Annotated in this window: 19 protein-coding genes and 1 pseudogene; 13 read left to right on the top strand and 7 right to left on the bottom strand. The window is 63.3% G+C overall.

Annotation, left to right across the window (positions count from 1 at the left end; genetic code table 11):
* Nucleotides 1–2 precede the first annotated feature (2 nt).
* The 3 genes from OEG82_RS18020 to OEG82_RS18010 all read left to right on the top strand — a co-directional run bounded on the left by OEG82_RS18020 (nt 3) and on the right by OEG82_RS18010 (nt 1,592).
* Nucleotides 3–437, top strand: coding sequence for a GNAT family N-acetyltransferase (locus tag OEG82_RS18020; protein WP_267613763.1), 435 nt, complete (start codon nt 3–5; stop codon nt 435–437).
* Between the two features lie 70 nt (nt 438–507).
* A complete protein-coding gene (gene cobO, locus OEG82_RS18015; RefSeq protein WP_267613762.1) occupies nt 508–1,146 on the top strand; it encodes a cob(I)yrinic acid a,c-diamide adenosyltransferase in 639 nt (212 codons plus the stop codon).
* Between the two features lie 14 nt (nt 1,147–1,160).
* The gene (locus OEG82_RS18010) at nt 1,161–1,592 is read left to right on the top strand and encodes an EamA family transporter (RefSeq protein WP_267613761.1); all 432 of its coding nucleotides are present in this window, start codon (nt 1,161–1,163) and stop codon (nt 1,590–1,592) included.
* Between the two features lie 111 nt (nt 1,593–1,703).
* On the opposite strand, the gene OEG82_RS18005 is transcribed toward OEG82_RS18010, so the two are convergent.
* The 4 genes from OEG82_RS18005 to OEG82_RS17990 form a co-directional block, all read right to left on the bottom strand.
* Nucleotides 1,704–2,198, bottom strand: coding sequence for a GyrI-like domain-containing protein (locus tag OEG82_RS18005; protein WP_267613760.1), 495 nt, complete (start codon nt 2,196–2,198; stop codon nt 1,704–1,706).
* On the bottom strand, nt 2,170–2,754 hold the full coding sequence (locus OEG82_RS18000) for an SRPBCC family protein (protein ID WP_267613759.1): 585 nt from the start codon (nt 2,752–2,754) through the stop codon (nt 2,170–2,172). The genes OEG82_RS18005 and OEG82_RS18000 overlap by 29 nt, the downstream gene beginning before the upstream one ends.
* Complete coding sequence (locus OEG82_RS17995; protein ID WP_267613758.1) at nt 2,741–3,085, bottom strand: ArsR/SmtB family transcription factor; 345 nt, start codon at nt 3,083–3,085, stop codon at nt 2,741–2,743. The genes OEG82_RS18000 and OEG82_RS17995 overlap by 14 nt, the downstream gene beginning before the upstream one ends.
* Nucleotides 3,086–3,190: 105 nt before the next feature.
* Nucleotides 3,191–3,946 (bottom strand): TSUP family transporter, encoded by a 756-nt coding sequence (locus tag OEG82_RS17990; protein WP_267613757.1) that lies wholly within the window; start codon nt 3,944–3,946, stop codon nt 3,191–3,193.
* A gap of 162 nt (nt 3,947–4,108) precedes the next feature.
* Here OEG82_RS17990 and OEG82_RS17985 point away from each other — a divergent pair, with 162 nt between their 5' ends.
* The 8 genes from OEG82_RS17985 to cobM all read left to right on the top strand — a co-directional run bounded on the left by OEG82_RS17985 (nt 4,109) and on the right by cobM (nt 12,182).
* The gene (locus OEG82_RS17985) at nt 4,109–4,522 is read left to right on the top strand and encodes a tellurite resistance TerB family protein (RefSeq protein WP_267613756.1); all 414 of its coding nucleotides are present in this window, start codon (nt 4,109–4,111) and stop codon (nt 4,520–4,522) included.
* A gap of 3 nt (nt 4,523–4,525) precedes the next feature.
* A complete protein-coding gene (locus tag OEG82_RS17980) occupies nt 4,526–4,948 on the top strand; it encodes a TerB family tellurite resistance protein (RefSeq protein ID WP_267613755.1) in 423 nt (140 codons plus the stop codon).
* A 266-nt stretch (nt 4,949–5,214) separates the two neighbouring features.
* Nucleotides 5,215–5,454: a DUF6732 family protein gene (locus tag OEG82_RS17975; RefSeq protein WP_267613754.1), complete on the top strand. Its 240-nt coding sequence runs from the start codon at nt 5,215–5,217 to the stop codon at nt 5,452–5,454.
* A 33-nt stretch (nt 5,455–5,487) separates the two neighbouring features.
* Entirely contained in the window at nt 5,488–6,696 is a 1,209-nt protein-coding gene (locus tag OEG82_RS17970; RefSeq protein ID WP_267614994.1) for a sirohydrochlorin chelatase, read from the top strand.
* A 3-nt stretch (nt 6,697–6,699) separates the two neighbouring features.
* Nucleotides 6,700–8,556, top strand: a complete 1,857-nt coding sequence (locus OEG82_RS17960; protein ID WP_425497598.1) for a precorrin-8X methylmutase — start codon at nt 6,700–6,702, stop codon at nt 8,554–8,556.
* A 271-nt stretch (nt 8,557–8,827) separates the two neighbouring features.
* Nucleotides 8,828–9,556: a precorrin-2 C(20)-methyltransferase gene (gene cobI, locus OEG82_RS17955; protein WP_267613753.1), complete on the top strand. Its 729-nt coding sequence runs from the start codon at nt 8,828–8,830 to the stop codon at nt 9,554–9,556.
* Nucleotides 9,553–11,403 (top strand): precorrin-3B C(17)-methyltransferase, encoded by a 1,851-nt coding sequence (gene cobJ / locus OEG82_RS17950; RefSeq protein WP_267613752.1) that lies wholly within the window; start codon nt 9,553–9,555, stop codon nt 11,401–11,403. The genes cobI and cobJ overlap by 4 nt, the downstream gene beginning before the upstream one ends.
* The gene (cobM, locus tag OEG82_RS17945) at nt 11,400–12,182 is read left to right on the top strand and encodes a precorrin-4 C(11)-methyltransferase (RefSeq protein WP_267613751.1); all 783 of its coding nucleotides are present in this window, start codon (nt 11,400–11,402) and stop codon (nt 12,180–12,182) included. The genes cobJ and cobM overlap by 4 nt, the downstream gene beginning before the upstream one ends.
* Before the next feature lie 155 nt (nt 12,183–12,337).
* On the opposite strand, the gene OEG82_RS17940 is transcribed toward cobM, so the two are convergent.
* The 3 genes from OEG82_RS17940 to OEG82_RS17930 all read right to left on the bottom strand — a co-directional run bounded on the left by OEG82_RS17940 (nt 12,338) and on the right by OEG82_RS17930 (nt 14,902).
* Nucleotides 12,338–12,742, bottom strand: coding sequence for a RidA family protein (locus OEG82_RS17940; protein ID WP_267613750.1), 405 nt, complete (start codon nt 12,740–12,742; stop codon nt 12,338–12,340).
* A 350-nt stretch (nt 12,743–13,092) separates the two neighbouring features.
* A complete protein-coding gene (locus OEG82_RS17935) occupies nt 13,093–13,803 on the bottom strand; it encodes a cobalt-precorrin-6A reductase (RefSeq protein WP_267613749.1) in 711 nt (236 codons plus the stop codon).
* Nucleotides 13,793–14,902 (bottom strand): cobalt-precorrin-5B (C(1))-methyltransferase, encoded by a 1,110-nt coding sequence (locus OEG82_RS17930; protein ID WP_267613748.1) that lies wholly within the window; start codon nt 14,900–14,902, stop codon nt 13,793–13,795. The genes OEG82_RS17935 and OEG82_RS17930 overlap by 11 nt, the downstream gene beginning before the upstream one ends.
* Before the next feature lie 109 nt (nt 14,903–15,011).
* Between OEG82_RS17930 and cobA the strand changes: the two are divergent.
* Together cobA and OEG82_RS17920 are read left to right on the top strand one after the other, a co-directional pair.
* Nucleotides 15,012–15,818 (top strand): annotated as a pseudogene (gene cobA / locus OEG82_RS17925) (uroporphyrinogen-III C-methyltransferase); the annotation flags it as partial.
* A 34-nt stretch (nt 15,819–15,852) separates the two neighbouring features.
* Entirely contained in the window at nt 15,853–17,151 is a 1,299-nt protein-coding gene (locus OEG82_RS17920; protein ID WP_267613747.1) for a cobyrinic acid a,c-diamide synthase CobB, read from the top strand.
* Nucleotides 17,152–17,155 lie beyond the last annotated feature (4 nt).

Genomic DNA, 17,155 nt, shown 5'->3' with positions numbered 1-17,155 from the left:
GCATGACTGTCGACATAAGCGTGATCACCGACACAAGTGGCGAGTTCGCAGACACGATCGAAGCCATTATCGACGGGACCGCGGCCAAGCTGGGACTGCCGTTCGAGCCCGAGCAGCTGCAGCTCAAGGCCTGTGGCGTCGATGGGGAACTGGCTGGCGGCCTGACGGCGCATACGGTTCAGGGCTGGCTGTTCATCAAGCTGCTCGGCATTGCCGAGGGCCAGCGCGGCAGCGGCACTGGTCGCGCGCTGCTGGCCGGGGCCGAGGACTTTGCCCGGCAGAAAAATCTGGCCGGGGTCTATCTCGACACCTTCGAATTCCAGGCCCCGCGATTTTACAAGGGATTGGGCTATAGTGAATGCGGCCGGCTGCCGGCAGTCGAGGGGGCTAAGCAGCGGATCTGGTTTGCCAAGACCTTCGATCCGCCGCAGGCCTGAATGGCCCGGCAGGGCCAGCGACCCGGCAGATTTGCCGGTCAGTAGTGATGATGAACAGGATGGACAAGCGATGAGCGAACGCGAAAAGATCACTGACGGAATGAGCGAAGAGCAGCTCAATGAGCGCCATGCCGAAAAGATGAAGAAGAAGAAGGCGGCGCGCGACAAGATCATCGCCACCAAGACCATCGAAAAGGGCCTGGTGATCGTCCACACAGGCAAGGGCAAGGGCAAATCCACCGCCGCCTTCGGCATGATTTTCCGCGCCATCGGCAACGGCATGAAGGTCGGCATCGTCCAGTTCGTCAAGGGCAAATGGTCGACCGGCGAGCGCAAGGTGCTGGAAGCCTTTCCCGACCAGGTGACCATGGCGACCATGGGCGAAGGCTTTACCTGGGAAACCCAGGACCGAGGCCGCGACATTGCCGCCGCGCGCGAGGCCTGGAACAAGGCGCGCGAGATGATCCTCGATCCCGAGATCGACATGGTGCTGTGCGACGAGCTCAACATCGTGCTGCGCTACGACTATCTTGACGTGGGTGAAGTGATCGAGACGCTGAAGGCCAAGCCCGAGATGAAGCACGTCATCATCACCGGCCGCAACGCCAAGGAAGAGCTGATCGAGTTCGCCGATCTGGTCACCGAGATGGAAGTGATCAAGCATCCGTTCCGCTCCGGCGTGAAGGCCCAGGTCGGCGTCGAGTTCTGACAAAGGGGGTGGCCATGAGCCTTTCGGCAAACTGGCAATTCTGGGCGCTGATTGCGGCGGTGTTTGCCGCCCTGACCGCGATCTTCGCCAAGATCGGCATCAGCGACATCGACAGCGATCTCGCCACCTTCATCCGCACCTGCGTGATCATGCTGGTGCTCGGCGGAATCCTGACGGCGATGGGCAAATGGCGCAATCCGCAGACCATCCCGCTCAAGACATGGATCTTTCTGGGCCTGTCGGGTCTGGCGACAGGCGCGTCATGGCTCGCCTATTTCCGGGCCCTGAAACTGGGCGACGCCGCCCGCGTGGCGCCGCTCGACAAACTCTCGATCGTGCTGGTGGCGATTTTCGGGGTGATGTTTCTGGGCGAACATCTCTCGGCGATGAACTGGTTCGGTGTGGTGTTGATTGGTGCGGGGGCGATCTTGCTGGCGGTGTTTTAGGGGCGGTAGTGTTGGAGCGCGGAGGCGGAGCGGAAGTCGGCCTTGATGACCTCTTCTGGCCCCATTTCACGGTTTGCCCATCACTCTGGCAATGACCGCGTCCAGCCAGGGTCAGTCTTTCAGTTTGATGGCCACTATAGTCTTGAGCTTGTCGGGGTCCGGTACGTCCTGCGGGCTGTTGGGGTAAAATTCGACACGAGAGGCAAAATGGTCGCCGTCGGCATCGGGGTGCATGTCGAATGCCAGACCATTCTGGCGCGACCAGTCGATAAGGGCGCCATTCACTTTGGTGAGATAGCGGTATGGCCCCACGAATATCAGCTCCGCATAGCGCCCTGCCGGCAGGATGCCGCTCATCAGTTCGCCGGTCGTCGTTTGTGCTATCCGGGTCTCGAAACCGAACTCCATCTCGAGCTCCGGCATCTTGACGATGTTGTATTTGAAAATCGCGGCACCCGTTCCCTGAACCCCTTGCGCTTCGATTTCCCTGACGAGCTGGTCCATGGTTTCGGTCGCGTCCTTGCCGATTGGCATCACCACCTGACGCCGCAACGCGACGTAGGGTCTGGCGGCGTATTCAACGACTGTCGGTGTGCCGATCTTCATTCGCTTTTTCCTTCATCTCCTGCTCGTGGCGTGCCTTCGCCGCGGCAAGATCCTCCGCCACTCCGTCTATGCGCGGGCGTCCCCTTGGTCCCCAGTCATGGCCTGCCAGCAGCGCGAGATAGCGGCTGAGCAGATCGAAACTGCTGTTCCAGCCTTGGTCGTGGCCATCCCGTTCCTCGCGGCTGATAAACGGTGTCTGCCTGAACAGCATCCGCGTGGTGCCGTCGGGCTGCTCAAGGAAGTCCATGGTCACGATTGTCTCGAAGCCGTCGCGCTCATTGGTGTAGGTGAAGCTCAACCGGCGCGGTTTATCGACCTCGATAAATTCTCCAAAGATCACGTGGGCATGTCCCGGACCAGCGGTCATGGTGCGTCGCCAGCTTCCGCCGGCGCGAAAATCCTGCTCGCACTGGCTGAGCGCGCAGCCCTCGGGACCATGCCAGCGCACCAGATGTTCGGGATCGCTCCATAACCTCCAGACGAGTTCCCGCGGCGCGGCGAACACCCTGTCGATGTCGAGCGCCAGCTGCCCGGGTGTTGCATCAGTGTTCGACATCGGGATCTCCTTTCTGAATCTCGGCCAGATACGCATCCATGCGGTCAAACGCCCCCTGCCAATGCCGGCGGTACAGCTCCACCCAATTGGCGACCTCGACCAAAGGTGTCGCGTTGAGCTGCACTGGCCGCCACTGGGCGTTCTGGGTGCGCGCGACGAGACCGGCACGCTCCAGCACCTTGAGGTGCCGGGAGATGGCCGGCATCGAGATGTCAAAAGGTGCAGCAAGCTCCCCAACCGACGCTTCACCCTCGCTCAGACGCTGCAGGATGGCCCGGCGGGTCGGATCGGCGAGTGCGGAAAAGGTGAGGGACAGCTGGTCGGTTTGCATTTAACGTACCTGTTATATAACAACTACGTTAAATACGAATTTGCTCAAGCCGTCAAGATGCGGCGGCTGGTGCTGAGGGATGACGATGCTGGCCGGCTACCGGCTCTATTTATCCAGCAGCAGCTTCGCCGCCAGCGCCACGCAGGTGATCACCAGCAGTGGCTTGATGATTTTTGCGCCGTTTTTCATCGCCAGCCGCGATCCGGCCTGGGCGCCCAAAAACTGGGCGGCGCCCATCATCAAGCCGATCTTCCAGGAGATGACGCCGAAAAAGGCGAAAATGCCAAAGGCGCCGAGATTGGAGGCGAAGTTGAGCAGTTTGGTGTGGGCGGTCGCCTTGAGCAGGCCGTAGCCGGCCAGCGCCACAAAGGCGAGCATGAAGAAAGAGCCTGCGCCGGGGCCGAAGACGCCGTCATAGAAGCCGATCATCGGCACGATCATCAGCCCGAACAGGAACGGCGACAGCCGCCGGGCTCGGTCGATGTCGCCCATATTCGGCTTGAAGGCGAAATAGAGCGCGATGGCGACCAGCAAAAACGGCAGGAAGGCGCGGAACATCTCGCCCGGAATTATGGTGGCCAGTATGGCGCCAAGCGCTGCTCCGGCGGCAGACAGGGCAGCCGACGGCAATTGCGCCTTGAGATCGACATGGCCCTTGCGGGCATAGGCGACTGTCGCCGAGCCTGAGCCGAACAGGCCCTGCAGCTTGTTGGTGCCAAGCGCTTCCACCGGCGAGAAACCGGCCAGCAACAGCGCCGGCACCGCAATCAATCCGCCGCCGCCGGCGATCGAATCGACAAAGCCGGCCATGAATGCGGCTGCCAGCAGCAGCAAGGTCAGCGTCAGCGTCAGATCTTCCATGGCGGTGTCCGTAGGGCAGGGGGCGGGGGAACAGGCGTCGCGAGCTATCGCATGCGGCGCTGCTCTGGACAATCGGCGCGCACCCATTAGTTTTTAGGGGGTGGGAATCATCTCGTCGGAAGGAGATGTCATGTCGGGGGGCTTTTTGCTTCGATTGCGCGGATGTTTGAACCCAAGCCGGAATGGACAGGGGCGCTGGGCAAGCTCGCCGAAAACCCCGTGGCGCTGGCCGAAGTGCTGGTGCTGTTCCGCATGGTGCTGGCCGACGGCGTGGTGCATCCGTCACAGCTGACCGCGTTCGAGCGGATCTGCGAGCGTCAGTTCGGCATCAGCCCACGCGACATGCCGGAACTGCACGCGTTGCTCGATTCGCCGCGGGCGAGGCTGGTGGATGCGGAGGCCTTCACCCTGCTCAGCCAGCTTGACACGGAGGCCCGAACTGCTCTTCTAGACGACATGATGCGGATCGCCCGGGCCCATTCCGATGTGGGGACGGGCGAGGACCGCCTGATCCGCAGGACGGCAGGTCTTCTCGGGCTGGAATTCGAGGCGAGACTTGGCGCAAAAGAGGAATAGAGCATGAGCGATGCAGCCAATGGTGGCGCCGGTTTCGGTGACAGGGTCCGGGCCTTCCTCGACCAGAATTCCTCCATGCACAAGGTGGCCAATGATCCGGTGCTCACAGCGGAACTGCTGCTGCTGGTCAGGATGTCCTTTGCCGACAAGACGGTTGAAGCCGCCGAGGCCGACGCCTTTGCCGCGATCTGCACCCGTCTGCTCGGGCTCAATGGCGACGAGCTGACCGATATTTTGAAATATCTTCATGATTTCGGTTACGAGACCACCGATGCGCAGGCCGCCGACATGCTGGCCGGGCTAGACGAGGCGCGCAAGCGCGAGATCCTCGACCACCTGGCCACCATTGCCGGGGCCGATGGCGACATCGATGCGCGCGAGCGGCGGCTGCTCGAGGCCACGGCGCGCCGGCTGGGCTTTGGCTGAGACGGAAATCCGGGAAAACCCGGCTTCTGGCGCAGATCGGCGCTGAGGTGGCGCATTCGGTGTTTGACCTCAATTGGCCGAAAGCCTAAGACTTGCCCATGTGCGACGGCGCCTGATCACAGGCTGAGAGATATTCCGGTGCGGCTGACTTATTCCAAGGGTCAATTCCGGAGCTGTCCAGTTCGGCAAGACAAGATGCGTCCTGACGGTCGCGTCCTGGTGTCCGGCGTATCGTGCTGAATTTGTCACGTTGTCCGGAGGCCCCGATGCGCACCCTTATTGTTTCTCTTCTCATCCCGTTTTTGCTCGTGCAGAGCGCCTATGCCCATGGAGGGCATATGGGCGATCTGGCTGGCCATTCGCACTGGGTCGGCTGGGCCGCGGCTGCGGCTGCGGGCGCGGTTGCGGCCTGGGCGATCAAGCGCGGCACCAAGGCAAAGACCCGCGCCGAAGACCGCGCCGATGACGCCGAATCCGGCGAGCAACCCGACGCTGCGGAGGCCTGAGTTTTGCACAAGACCGAGGAAACCATCGGCATCATGGTCTGCGGCCATGGCAGCCGCAACCAGAATGCTGCCGGGGAATTCGCCACCGTGGCCGAGGGGCTCAAGGCCCGCTATCCGGACACGCCGGTGGAATATGGCTATCTGGAATTCTGCAATCCGGTGATCTCCGAAGGGCTCGACCGGCTGCATGCCAAGGGCGTCACCCGGGTGCTGGCGGTGCCGGGCATGCTGTTTGCCGCCGGTCACGCCAAGAACGACATCCCCTCGGTGCTCAACACCTATCAGGCGCAAAATCCGGGCATGGTGATCAGCTATGGCCGCGAGCTCGGCATCGACCTGAAGATGATCCGCGCCGCCGGCGAACGCATCCAGGCAGCCCTCGACAGCGCCAACAAGGAGCATGGCGAGGTCGGCCTGCATGACACGCTGCTGATGGTTGTCGGCCGTGGCTCCTCCGATCCCGACGCCAATTCCAACGCGTCGAAAGTGATGCGGATGCTGTGGGAAGGGTTCGGCTTCGGCTGGGCCGAGACCTGCTATTCCGGCGTCACCTTTCCGCTGGTCGGTCCGGGGCTCAGCCATGCGGCCAAGCTCGGCTACAAGCGCATCATCGTGTTTCCCTATTTCCTGTTCACCGGCGTGCTGGTCAAGCGGATCTATGCGCAGACCGACGAGGTGGCGGCCAACCATCCCGAGATCCAGTTCATCAAGGCGTCCTATCTCAGCGATCATCCGCTGGTGCTCGACACGTTCCAGGATCGGGTGCAGGAAATCGTCGACGGCCAGGCGCTGATGAACTGCCAGATGTGCAAATACCGCGAACAGGTGCTGGGCTTCGAGACCGAAGTCGGCCTGCCGCAGGAAAGCCATCACCACCATGTCGAAGGCATTGGCGGCGGTCTGGAGGATTGCCCCTGCAAGGGAGATTGCGATGCCTCCTGCCGCGAGGAGGAATTCTGCAGGGCGCATGGCCTGCCATGGACGCCGGTGCACAGCCATGCCAGCCCGGCGCCGCTGGAACCGGTGACCGGTCACGGCCATGCCCACGACCATGATCACTCTCATGACCATGGGCATTCCCACGATCACAGCCACGAACATGGTCATGATCACGGGCATTCTCACGGGGACGACCACGCGCACGGCCATGATCATGCACCGGGCCATGATCACCACCACCATCCCTATCCGCATGCCGACCATCCGCATGGCCCGCGCTCGATGGACAAGAAGAAGGTCTGAGGCATGAGTGCTTCGGCCCCCATTCTCGACCCGGCGGAAATCTATCGGCGGTCTTTTGCCATCATCCAGGCGGAAGCGGATCTGGCGCGGTTTGACGCCGGCACCCGCTCGATCGTGGTGCGGATGATCCATGCCTGCGGCATGGTCGATCTGGCCGATGACATTGTTGCCTCAAAGGGTTTTGGCCAAACCGCGCGGGCGGCGCTTGAAGCTGGTGCGCCGGTGCTGTGCGATGCGGAGATGGTGCGTCACGGGGTGATCGCGCGGCTGATGCCTGTGAACAACGAGGTGGTTTGCCTGCTCAATGATCCGCAGGTGCGCGGCATTGCGGCGCGCGATGCGACCACCCGCTCTGCGGCTCAGGTCGATCTCTGGGCCGACAAGATGGGCGGTGCTGTGATTGCCATCGGCAATGCGCCGACGGCCTTGTTCCGGCTGCTTGAACTGATCGATGCCGGTGCGCCGAAACCGGCAGCCATCATCGGCGTGCCGGTGGGCTTTGTCGGCGCGGCCGAAAGCAAGGCGGCGCTTGCAGCCGATCCGCGCGGCGTCGAATTTTTGACCGTCACCGGCCGTCGTGGCGGCAGCGCGCTTGCCAGTGCGGCGGTCAATGCGCTGGCCGGGGGCTTGAAGGGCATGGTTGACACACCTTGGCTGACCGTCATCGGCATCGGCGACAACGGCCTCGACAGCCTGACGCCGCCGGCGCGGACCCTGTTTGACGCAGCCGAGACCATCATTGCGCCCGAGCGGGTGCTGGCGCGGATTGACTGCGGTGATCGCGAAACCATTGCCTGGACCTTTGGCATCAAGGAAACCATCGCGCTGGTGATGGCGCGGCGCGGCACGCCGGTGACCATCCTGGCCACGGGTGACCCGATGTTTTACGGCGTCGGCGCCACGCTGATGCGCACGCTCACGGCCGCCGAGATGCGGGTGATCCCGTCGCCCTCGGCGTTTTCGCTGGCTGCCTCGCGGCTTGGCTGGGCGCTGCAGGATGTGGCGATGATCTCGCTGCACGGCCGCTCGGTGCATGGCCTGGCCGCGCATGTGCAGCCGGGCAACCGGATCATCGCGCTGACCTCGGCCGGCCGCACGGTGATCGAGGCGGCGCAGATCCTGAGCGCCCGCGGCTATGGCCGCTCCGAGATGCATGTGCTCGAACATATCGGCGGACCCGACGAGCGCGTGCGGGTGATGCGGGCCGACCGGGTTGCCGCCGACAAGCCCTATTTTGCCGATTTCAACACGCTGGCGATTGCCTGCGAAGCGCAGCCCGGAACAGCGCTGCTGCCAACGGTCCCAGGATTGCCGAACGACGCCTTCGAGCATGACGGGCAACTGACCAAGCGGGAGGTGAGGGCGGTGACCCTGTCCCGGCTCGGGCCGGTGCCTGGCGGGTTGATGTGGGATGTCGGCGCCGGCTGCGGCTCGATCGGCATCGAATGGATTCGCGCCGCACGCGGCGCACGGGCGATCGCCATTGAATCGAACGAGGCGCGCAGAAAGATGACCGCGCACAATGCCATTACGCTGGGGGCGCCGGGGCTGGAGATTGTCGCCGGCACGGCACCCGCAGCACTTGCCGATCTGGAAACGCCCGACGCGGTTTTCATCGGCGGCGGCATCTCCAATGACGGCGTCTTCGAGACGGTCTGGGATGCGCTCAAACCCTCCGGCCGGCTGGTCGCCAATGCGGTGACGGTGGAAGGCGAGGCACGGCTGTTTGCCCTTCAAGCAGTGCATGGCGGCGAGCTGATCCGGCTGCAGGTCAACCGCGCCGAACCGGTCGGCCGCTATCTCGGCTGGAAACCGCTGGTGCCGGTCACACTCTGGTCGGTGACCAAGGAGCAGGCATGAGCGGGTATGATGGTTTGATTGCAGGTAAGTGTTTTTTGCCGACCCCCACCCCAACCCCTCCCCTCAAGGGGGAGGGGCTTAAGCGGACGAACACGTCCCACATGCCACCAGATTTCGCCTTTCAGTCTGTGCAGGTTTCGGCAACCTGTTTGCTGCGTCCTTGCCCCTCCCCCTTGAGGGGAGGGGTTGGGGTGGGGGTAAGCCACAACCATGAAATGGTGCGGGGTAGCCGAAGCCAACCAATTGCGTTTCCCTCGAATGAGTATGCGTCATGAGCGGCAAACTTTACGGACTCGGGCTTGGCCCGGGAGATCCCGATCTGATCACGCTGAAGGCATTCAAGATCCTGCAAGCGGTGCCGGTGATTGCCTGGCCGGCGCCTGACACGGGCGCAAGTTTTGCCCGGTCCATCGCCACGCCGCATCTGCCCGGCGGGCAGACCGAGATCCCGATCGTGGTGCCAATGCGCACCGAACGCTTTCCCGCCCGCGATGTCTATGACAAGGCGTCGGTCGAGATCGCAGCCGAGCTTGATGCCGGCCGCGACGTGGCGGTGCTGTGCGAGGGCGATCCGTTCTTCTATGGCTCGTTCATGTATGTGTTCGAGCGGCTGGCCGAACGCTACGACACCGAAGTGGTGCCGGGCGTCTCCTCGATGATGGCTGCGGCAAGTGCCGCCGGGCGTCCGCTGGCGGCGCGCAACGATGTGCTGACCGTGCTGCCCGGACCGCTTGGCGATCAAGAGCTCACAAACAGAATCAACACGGCCGACGCCGTGGCGATCATCAAGATCGGCAGGCATTTCAAGCGCTTGCGGGGGCTGATTGAGAGTTTGAATCTGTTGCCTCATGCAATCTATGTGGAACGCGTGTCGCTCGACGCCGAAAGGCTGATGCCGCTCGCCGATGTTCCCGAAGACACCGCCCCCTATTTTTCCATGATCCTGATTTACAAGGGCGGCGAGGACTGGATCCACGCGCTGCCCGGGAGCACTGCATGACAAATTCCCCAGCCGTCATCATCCTGTCCGACGCCGCCTTGCCACTGGCACGGCGCATTGCCGACGGCATTGATGGCCAGGTGCACGGGCTTGCCCGCCGCGTCTCCGAAGGCGTCGATGAGACATTTGAAAACACCGGCGCGCATCTGGCAGAGCTGTTTCAGGCCGGCCGGCCGATTATTGCGGTGATGGCTGCGGGCGCGGTGATCCGGCTGCTGGCGCCGCACCTGTCCGACAAGATGACCGAGCCGCCGGTGCTGGCTGTCGCAGAGGATGGCTCGGCTGTGCTTCCGCTGTTGGGCGGCCATCACGGCGCCAATGATTTGGCGCGCACAATCGCCGGGATCGTCGATGGCTTTGCGGCGATCACCACGGCGGGCGATCTGAAATTCGGCATCGCGCTGGATGCGCCGCCGCAAGGCTGGGTGCTTGCCAATCCCCAAAACGCCAAGCGGGTGATGGCTGACCTGGTGGCCGGCAGAACCGCGCGGCTCGACGGCGGTGCACCCTGGCTCAGCGGAAGCGGATTGCCCCTGTCGCCGGATGGTGAGCTGGTTCTGGCGGTCTCGGACAGGGCAATTGCGCCGCCTGAAAACGGCTTGCTCTATCATCCGCAAGACCTCGTGCTGGGCATCGGCTGCGAGCGTGGCGCCAGTGGCGATGAAGCGTTGAAACTGGCTTTGGAAAGTCTCGCTGAGGCTGGCCTGTCACCGGCCTCGGTCGGGCTGGTGGCCTCGATTGATGTGAAGGCCGACGAGGCTGCGGTGCATCATGTGGCGGGCCATTTTGAGTGCCCGGCGCGGTTCTTTGATGCGGCCACGCTGGAGGCTGAAACGCCCCGTCTGAAACATCCCTCCGACATCGTCTTTGCCGAAGTCGGCTGCCACGGCGTGTCCGAAGGCGCCGCACTGGCAGCTGCCGGCGCTTCGGGTGATCTGATCGCCGAGAAACGCAAGAGCCGCCGCGCCACCTGCGCCATCGCCCGTGCACCGCAGCCTTTCACACAGGAAAATCTGCCGGGCAGGGCGCGCGGCAAGTTGATGGTGGTCGGCATCGGTCCGGGATCGGATGGCTGGCGTTCGCCGGAAGTTTCCGAAATGGTTTCGGCCTCGACCGATCTGGTCGGCTACTCGCTCTATCTCGATCTGCTCGGGCCGCTGACCAAAGGCAAGGCGCGGCATGATTTCGATCTCGGCAAGGAAGAGGCGCGGGTGCGCCATGCCATGGAACTGGCGGGCGAAGGCAAATCGGTGGCGCTGGTCTGTTCCGGCGATGCCGGGATCTATGCCATGGCGACACTGGTGTTCGAACTGCTCGACAAGTCGGACGGGCCGGAAGGCCTGACGGCAGAAGCCCGCCGCATCGAGATCGCGGTCTCGCCGGGCATCTCGGCGCTGCAGGCTGCGGCGGCACGCGCGGGTGCGCCTCTGGGCCATGATTTCTGCACCATCTCGCTGTCGGACCTGCTCACACCCTGGGACGACATCAAGCGCCGGGTGACGGCGGCTGGCGAGGGCGATTTCGTCATCGCGTTCTACAATCCGGTGTCGAAGAAGCGCCGCACGCAACTGGCCTGGGCGCGTGACAAGCTGCTTGAACATCGCCCGGCCTCGACGCCGGTGATCCTTGCTACCAATCTGGGCCGCGAGGGAGAGCTGATCCGCATCGTGCCGCTGGGCGCGCTCAATGTCGATGATGTCGACATGCTCACCGTGGTGGTGGTCGGCTCGTCCAATTCCACCACCGTGGCCACCGGTGACGGCAAGGCCTGGGTCTATACCCCGCGCGGTTATGCCCGCAAGGAAGGCACCGTGATGACATCCATTGCTTCAGGAGACGCGGCATGACCGTTTATTTCATCGGCGCCGGTCCCGGCGCGCCCGACCTCATCACCGTGCGCGGGCTCAAGCTGATCGAGCGTTGCCCGGTGTGTCTTTATGCCGGCTCTCTGGTGCCGGAAGAGATCGTCCATGCCGCACCCGACGATGCGCTGGTCAAGGACACTGCGCCAATGCATCTCGACGAGATCATTGCCGACATGAAGACCGCGCACGACGCCGGTCAGGACGTGGCCCGGGTGCATTCGGGCGATCCGGCGATCTATGGCGCCGTGGCCGAGCAGATGCGGCGGCTCGATGCGCTGGGGATCGACTATGAGGTGGTGCCGGGCGTGCCGGCTTTTGCCGGGGTTGCGGCCAAGCTCGCCACAGAGTTGACGCTGCCGGAGATCGCCCAGACAGTGATCATCACCCGCACCGGCATGAAGGCGTCGTCGATGCCGGAATTCGAGCAGCTGGAGATCCTCGGCCAGTCGCGGGCGACGCTGGCCATCCATTTGTCGATCCGCAATCTCGACTATGTGCGCCGCGCGCTGGAGCCATTCTACGGCGCCGATTGTCCGGTGGTGATCGCCTACCGCGCCACCTGGCCGGATGAGCTCTATATCCGCACCACGCTGGAAGGCATGAAGGAAGAGGTCCGCAAGCACAAGATCACCCGCACCGCGCTGATCATGGTTGGCAAGGTGTTCGGCGATGTCAGTTTTCGCGACAGTGACCTGTACAATGCCGAGTACTCGCATGTGCTCAGAAATGTCGGGAAAAAGAAGAAGGTGAAGGTGGCGTAGCGCCTCTCTGTCTTCGGAATTTCAACCGCGGTTCTCGTCACAAGGACACTCTTGTATTGCTGGTCCCTCAGTTGTCGCCATCCCCGCCTTGAGCCGGGACCTATCGACCCGCCGTCCGCTGGGTGAAGAGACCTTGTTCTGGTGTTGAATTTGGCTCAGTCCAGAACTGCGGTGGCTTCGATTTCGATTAGGAAATCCGGCATTGCAAGGCACTGCACGCCGATCAATGTATTGGCTGCGGGTATAACATCGCCATAAAACGCACCGATGGCAGGGCCGATGATTTCGAGCTGGTCAGGCGAATAATTGACCACATAGGTCCTGAGCCTGACAACATTGGCTGCGGACGCACCTTCCGCGGCCAGCACCTCTTTGAGGTTCGCAAAGGCCTGCGCCGCTTGCGCGCCCAGGTCTCCCGGGCCAACCAGGTTGTTGTCCTTGTCCCACGCAACCTGCCCAGAGAGATGAAGCATTCTGCGTCCTTCAGATGCAACTGCATGCGAAAACCCAAACTGCGTTGCATTATACATTGTCGAGGGATTGACCGCTTCTCGTTTCATGTTGGGTTTCCTATTGTTTGGAATAATACAAATGGCAAAATGGGGACGAGATCCAAGTTCATTTTTGCAGACAAACAGACTCACCACAAGGCATCAAAACACGCGCAAAGTGCTGCAAAAGAAATGAAATAATTCGAAAGAACACGCCCGATTTCTTTCCGGCAGAGGTTTTCCTTGTCGGTCATGATTTGGAGGGATCGTTCCGGATTTTTGGCAAAAGCAGACGGCCATGTGCCCCCCTCGGTGCACACTGAGCAAATCGGCTGCAACGGATTTGCCAACCCGATCAGCCCTAGGATCTGGGCTGTCCGGATACCGGATCAATTCCGGTAGGTCGGAGCGGCAGGCATTCACTGCGCGCCTTGATCACTCCGTCCAACCATGATCACCGGCAGCCCCAACTCCCGTGCCGCTTCGATCTTGGCGTAGGCCGCCTTGCCGCCGGAGTTGCGGCAGAGGATGTGGGTGATGGAATGGGCGATCAGCAGCATTGCCTCGATCGCTGAGGTGTCGCCGGGGCGGCCGAGCACCAATGCGTGGTCGGGAAGCTCCAGCTTGGTCTCGGGCGGATCGATCATGCGGACGACGAAATGCACATCATCGCGGCTCGCAAAAACGCCGATGTGTTGCGATCCCAGGGCCAGCAGCACGCGGGCGCGTGGCGGGATGGCGTTGCGGGCGTCTTCTAGTGTGTCGACCTCGATCCACTCGTCGCCTTGCTGTTTGGCCCATGGCATTCGGGTGCGGATCTCGAGCGGCACGCCTGCCATCTGCGCGGCTTCAACGGCATTGGCGCTGATCTGGCGGGCAAAGGGATGGGTGGCATCGATCAGGCGGGTGACGCGGTTTTCACGCAGATAGGAGACGAGTCCATCGATGCCGCCAAAGCCGCCGCTGCGGACCTCGCCGGCCAGCGGCGCGGGTTCCCTGGTGCGGCCGGCAAGCGAGATGATGACGCGTGCCGCGGGTCGGCTTTCGACCAGCTCCTTTGCCAGTTCGGCGGCCTCGCGGGTGCCGCCAAGGATCAGGATGGTCTCTGATGGCGCCGGTTCATCGGGCATGGGCGAGCAGCTTTCCGGCACGGTCCATCACCATGACATCGACCTCCACAGGCGCGCCGCGCAGGGTTTCGAGCGCCATTGTCCGCGCCTCAGCGGCAATTGCACCAGGCAGGTCGAGTCCTTGTTCCCGAGTCAATTCAAGCACTTCCATCGCCGTGTTGGCACACAGAATCCGCTGCCTCAAATCCACATGAGCGCCGAGCGCCATGGCGCGGTCGGCCAGCCAGACCATGTCGACCTGGCTGCGGCCGGAATGCAGGTCGAGCGCGCCCTGGGCCAGCTTGGTCAGCTTGGCAAAGCCACCGGCAATCGTCAGGCGCGGCACCGGATGGAAGCGGAGATATTTCAGCAACCCGCCGGCAAAATCACCCATGTCGAGACAGGCGATATCGGGCAGCTTGTAGAAATCCTGCGCGGTTTTTTCTGATGTCGAGCCGGTGGCGCCGAGCACATGGGCATAGCCCTCGGCGCGGGCGACATCGATGCCGCGGTGGATCGAGTGGATCCAGGACGAGCAGGAGAACGGATGCACCACGCCGGTGGTGCCGAGCACCGACAGGCCGCCGACAATGCCGAGCCGCGGGTTCCAGGTCTGCAGCGCCAGCTCGGCGCCATTGCCGATGGCGATCTCGATCTCGACATCGGGTGACACGCCATGCTCTTGGCACAGCGTTGTGACCACCTCGGTCATCATCTGCCGCGGCACCGGATTGATCGCCGGCTCACCGACGGCCACCGGCAGGCCGGCCTTGGTCACCATGCCGACGCCATCGCCGGCCCGGAAGATGATGCCCGCGGCCTCGGGCAGGCGGCGGACACTGGCGATGACCAGTGCGCCATGGGTGACATCGGGATCGTCACCGGCATCCTTGATGATCCCGGCCATGGCCTGTTCTGTGGACAGGTTTTCGCGGGCCAGCGGAAAGGCCGGCTGTTCGCCTTTCGGCAGGGTAATTTCGACAGGGTCGGGAAACGTGCCGGTCAGCAATGCGGTCAGCGCCGCCTTGGTCGCAGCCGTCGCGCAAGCGCCGGTGGTCCAGCCGCGGCGCAGGGCCGTTGCGGGTTTTTCCAGCCGGATTTCGGTTTCGTCAGCATCCATGTCGCAGTTCTCGGTCGAGTCTTGCCTGTTGCCGTTATAGAGTGCGATTGATACGGGTGTAACCCATAGTGTTTTGCAGGACTTGCCCCACGAGCGTGAACGGAAAATCATGACCAACTGGCAACAGAATCTGCCGCAGATGCAAGCGGGTGAAGTGTGGCTTGTCGGCGCCGGACCGGGCGATCCGGGCCTGCTGACGCTGCATGCCGCCAATGCGCTCGCCCAGGCCGATGTGATCGTCCATGACGCTCTGGTCAATGCCGGGTGCCTGGAATTTGCCCGGCCCGGTGCGGTGATCGAATATGCCGGCAAGCGCGGCGGCAAGCCCTCGGCCAAGCAGCGCGACATCTCGTTGCGGCTGGTCGAACTGGCGCGGGCCGGCAACAAGGTGTTGCGGCTCAAGGGCGGCGATCCGTTCGTCTTCGGGCGTGGCGGCGAGGAAGCGCTGACATTGGTGGAAAATCACATCCCGTTCCGGGTCGTTCCGGGAATTACCGCCGGCATTGGCGGGCTGGCCTATGCCGGCATTCCGGTGACCCACCGCGACACCAACCATACGGTCACATTCCTGACCGGCCATGATTCCTCCGGCCTGGTGCCCGACCGGGTCGACTGGGATGGCGTGGCGCGCGGCAGCCAGGTCATCGTCATGTATATGGCGATGAAACATATCGCCGCGATCGCCTCACAGCTGATTGCCGCTGGCCGGGCTGCGGATGAACCCGTCGCCTTTGTCACCGATGCCTCGACCGACGCGCAGCAGGTGCTCGAAACCACGCTGGAGCGGGCAGCCGATGATGTCGCCGCATCCGGGCTGAAGCCGCCGGCCATTGTTGTGGTCGGGCAGGTGGTGCGGCTGCGCCCGGCGCTCGACTGGATGGGGGCGGCTGCCGGACGGGTTCTGACCGCCGACCCCTTGGAAATCGCGCAGACGCGCAGAAAGACAGTGCATGACAGGTTTGATGATCGCCGCCCCCCAGTCGGGGTCGGGCAAGACCACTGTGACCCTGGGACTGCTCAGGGCGCTCAAGCGCCGGGGCGTGGCGCTGGCGCCGGGCAAGGCCGGTCCGGATTACATCGATCCGGCGTTTCATGCTGCCGCCAGCGGCGAAAGCTGCCTGAACTATGATCCCTGGGCCATGCGCAGCGATCTGCTGCTGGCCAATGCGTCGCTGCAGTCCCAGGGCGGCCGCATGCTGGTGATCGAGGCCATGATGGGGCTGTTTGACGGTGCTGCCGACGGATCCGGATCCGCCGCCGATCTGGCCGGTCTCTTGGGTCTGCCGGTGATCCTTGTGATCGATTGCGCCAGCATGTCGCATTCGGTGGCGGCCCTGGCGCGCGGCTTTGCCAATTTCCATCCCGATATCCTGATGCCGGGCGTCATCCTCAACCGGGTGGCCAGCCCCCGGCACGAAGGCATGCTGCGCCAGGCGCTCGAAAAGGCGCGGATCGACGTGGTCGGCTGCCTGCCGGTGGTGGAGAAGCTGGTACTGCCGGCCCGCCATCTCGGCCTGGTCCAGGCCGGTGAGAACGACGAACTGGCAAGACTGATCGATGATGCCGCCGACCTGATCGAAAGTCGCATTGATCTCGACATGCTGATCAAGCTGGGGCAACGCGCCCATCCCAAGACCGCGCCGGCCAATATCTCGCGGCTGCCGCCTCCGGGCCAGAAGGTCGCGGTGGCGCGGGATATCGCCTTTGCCTTCGCCTATGAACACATGCTGCTGGGCTGGCAGCGGCGCGGTGCCGAAATCTCGTTCTTCTCGCCGCTGGCCGACGAAGCCCCTGCGGCCGATTGCAACGCGGTGGTTCTGCCCGGCGGCTATCCGGAACTCCATGCCGGCACGATCGCCGCTGCCGGCAGGTTCAAGTCCGGCATGAAGGACGCGATCTCGCGCGGGCTTCCGGTCTATGGCGAATGCGGCGGCTACATGGTGCTGGGCGATGCGCTGATCGACGCCAAGGGCGCGCGGCACGAAATGCTCGGTGCCCTGCCGCTGGTCAGCAGCTTTGCCGAGCGCAAGCGGCAGCTTGGCTATCGCCGGCTCGTGCCGATGCCGGGTTTCTTCTGGCCGATGGAGCTTTCGGCGCATGAATTCCATTATGCCACCATCGTGTCGGAAGGCGAGGCCGACCGGGTGTTTTCCTCCCGCGATGCGCTGGGCGCGGACATGGGTGTCGCCGGCCTGCAGCGTGGCGCCGTGGCGGGCTCCTTCATGCATGTGATTGACAGGATCGACTAGACCC

Source organism: Hoeflea ulvae (assembly GCF_026619435.1).
Lineage (GTDB): Bacteria > Pseudomonadota > Alphaproteobacteria > Rhizobiales > Rhizobiaceae > Hoeflea > Hoeflea ulvae.
The sequence above is the reverse complement of the archived record's forward strand: the minus strand, read 5'-3'. Positions and strand labels throughout refer to the sequence as shown.

Excerpts from the sequence above, each read along its gene's own strand:
- OEG82_RS17920 (WP_267613747.1), top strand. The coding sequence starts at position 15,853 with ATGACAGGTTTGATGATCGCCGCCCCCCAGTCGGGGTCGGGCAAGACC.
- cobI (WP_267613753.1), top strand. The coding sequence starts at position 8,828 with ATGAGCGGCAAACTTTACGGACTCGGGCTTGGCCCGGGAGATCCCGAT.
- OEG82_RS17935 (WP_267613749.1), bottom strand. The coding sequence starts at position 13,803 with ATGCCCGATGAACCGGCGCCATCAGAGACCATCCTGATCCTTGGCGGC.
- OEG82_RS18005 (WP_267613760.1), bottom strand. The coding sequence starts at position 2,198 with ATGAAGATCGGCACACCGACAGTCGTTGAATACGCCGCCAGACCCTAC.
- cobM (WP_267613751.1), top strand. The coding sequence starts at position 11,400 with ATGACCGTTTATTTCATCGGCGCCGGTCCCGGCGCGCCCGACCTCATC.
- OEG82_RS17930 (WP_267613748.1), bottom strand. The coding sequence starts at position 14,902 with ATGGATGCTGACGAAACCGAAATCCGGCTGGAAAAACCCGCAACGGCC.
- OEG82_RS18000 (WP_267613759.1), bottom strand. The coding sequence starts at position 2,754 with ATGTCGAACACTGATGCAACACCCGGGCAGCTGGCGCTCGACATCGAC.
- OEG82_RS17940 (WP_267613750.1), bottom strand. The coding sequence starts at position 12,742 with ATGAAACGAGAAGCGGTCAATCCCTCGACAATGTATAATGCAACGCAG.
- OEG82_RS17990 (WP_267613757.1), bottom strand. The coding sequence starts at position 3,946 with ATGGAAGATCTGACGCTGACGCTGACCTTGCTGCTGCTGGCAGCCGCA.
- cobJ (WP_267613752.1), top strand. The coding sequence starts at position 9,553 with ATGACAAATTCCCCAGCCGTCATCATCCTGTCCGACGCCGCCTTGCCA.
- OEG82_RS17970 (WP_267614994.1), top strand. The coding sequence starts at position 5,488 with ATGGTCTGCGGCCATGGCAGCCGCAACCAGAATGCTGCCGGGGAATTC.
- OEG82_RS17975 (WP_267613754.1), top strand. The coding sequence starts at position 5,215 with ATGCGCACCCTTATTGTTTCTCTTCTCATCCCGTTTTTGCTCGTGCAG.
- OEG82_RS18010 (WP_267613761.1), top strand. The coding sequence starts at position 1,161 with ATGAGCCTTTCGGCAAACTGGCAATTCTGGGCGCTGATTGCGGCGGTG.
- OEG82_RS17985 (WP_267613756.1), top strand. The coding sequence starts at position 4,109 with ATGTTTGAACCCAAGCCGGAATGGACAGGGGCGCTGGGCAAGCTCGCC.
- OEG82_RS17960 (WP_425497598.1), top strand. The coding sequence starts at position 6,700 with ATGAGTGCTTCGGCCCCCATTCTCGACCCGGCGGAAATCTATCGGCGG.
- OEG82_RS17980 (WP_267613755.1), top strand. The coding sequence starts at position 4,526 with ATGAGCGATGCAGCCAATGGTGGCGCCGGTTTCGGTGACAGGGTCCGG.
- OEG82_RS17995 (WP_267613758.1), bottom strand. The coding sequence starts at position 3,085 with ATGCAAACCGACCAGCTGTCCCTCACCTTTTCCGCACTCGCCGATCCG.
- cobO (WP_267613762.1), top strand. The coding sequence starts at position 508 with ATGAGCGAACGCGAAAAGATCACTGACGGAATGAGCGAAGAGCAGCTC.
- OEG82_RS18020 (WP_267613763.1), top strand. The coding sequence starts at position 3 with ATGACTGTCGACATAAGCGTGATCACCGACACAAGTGGCGAGTTCGCA.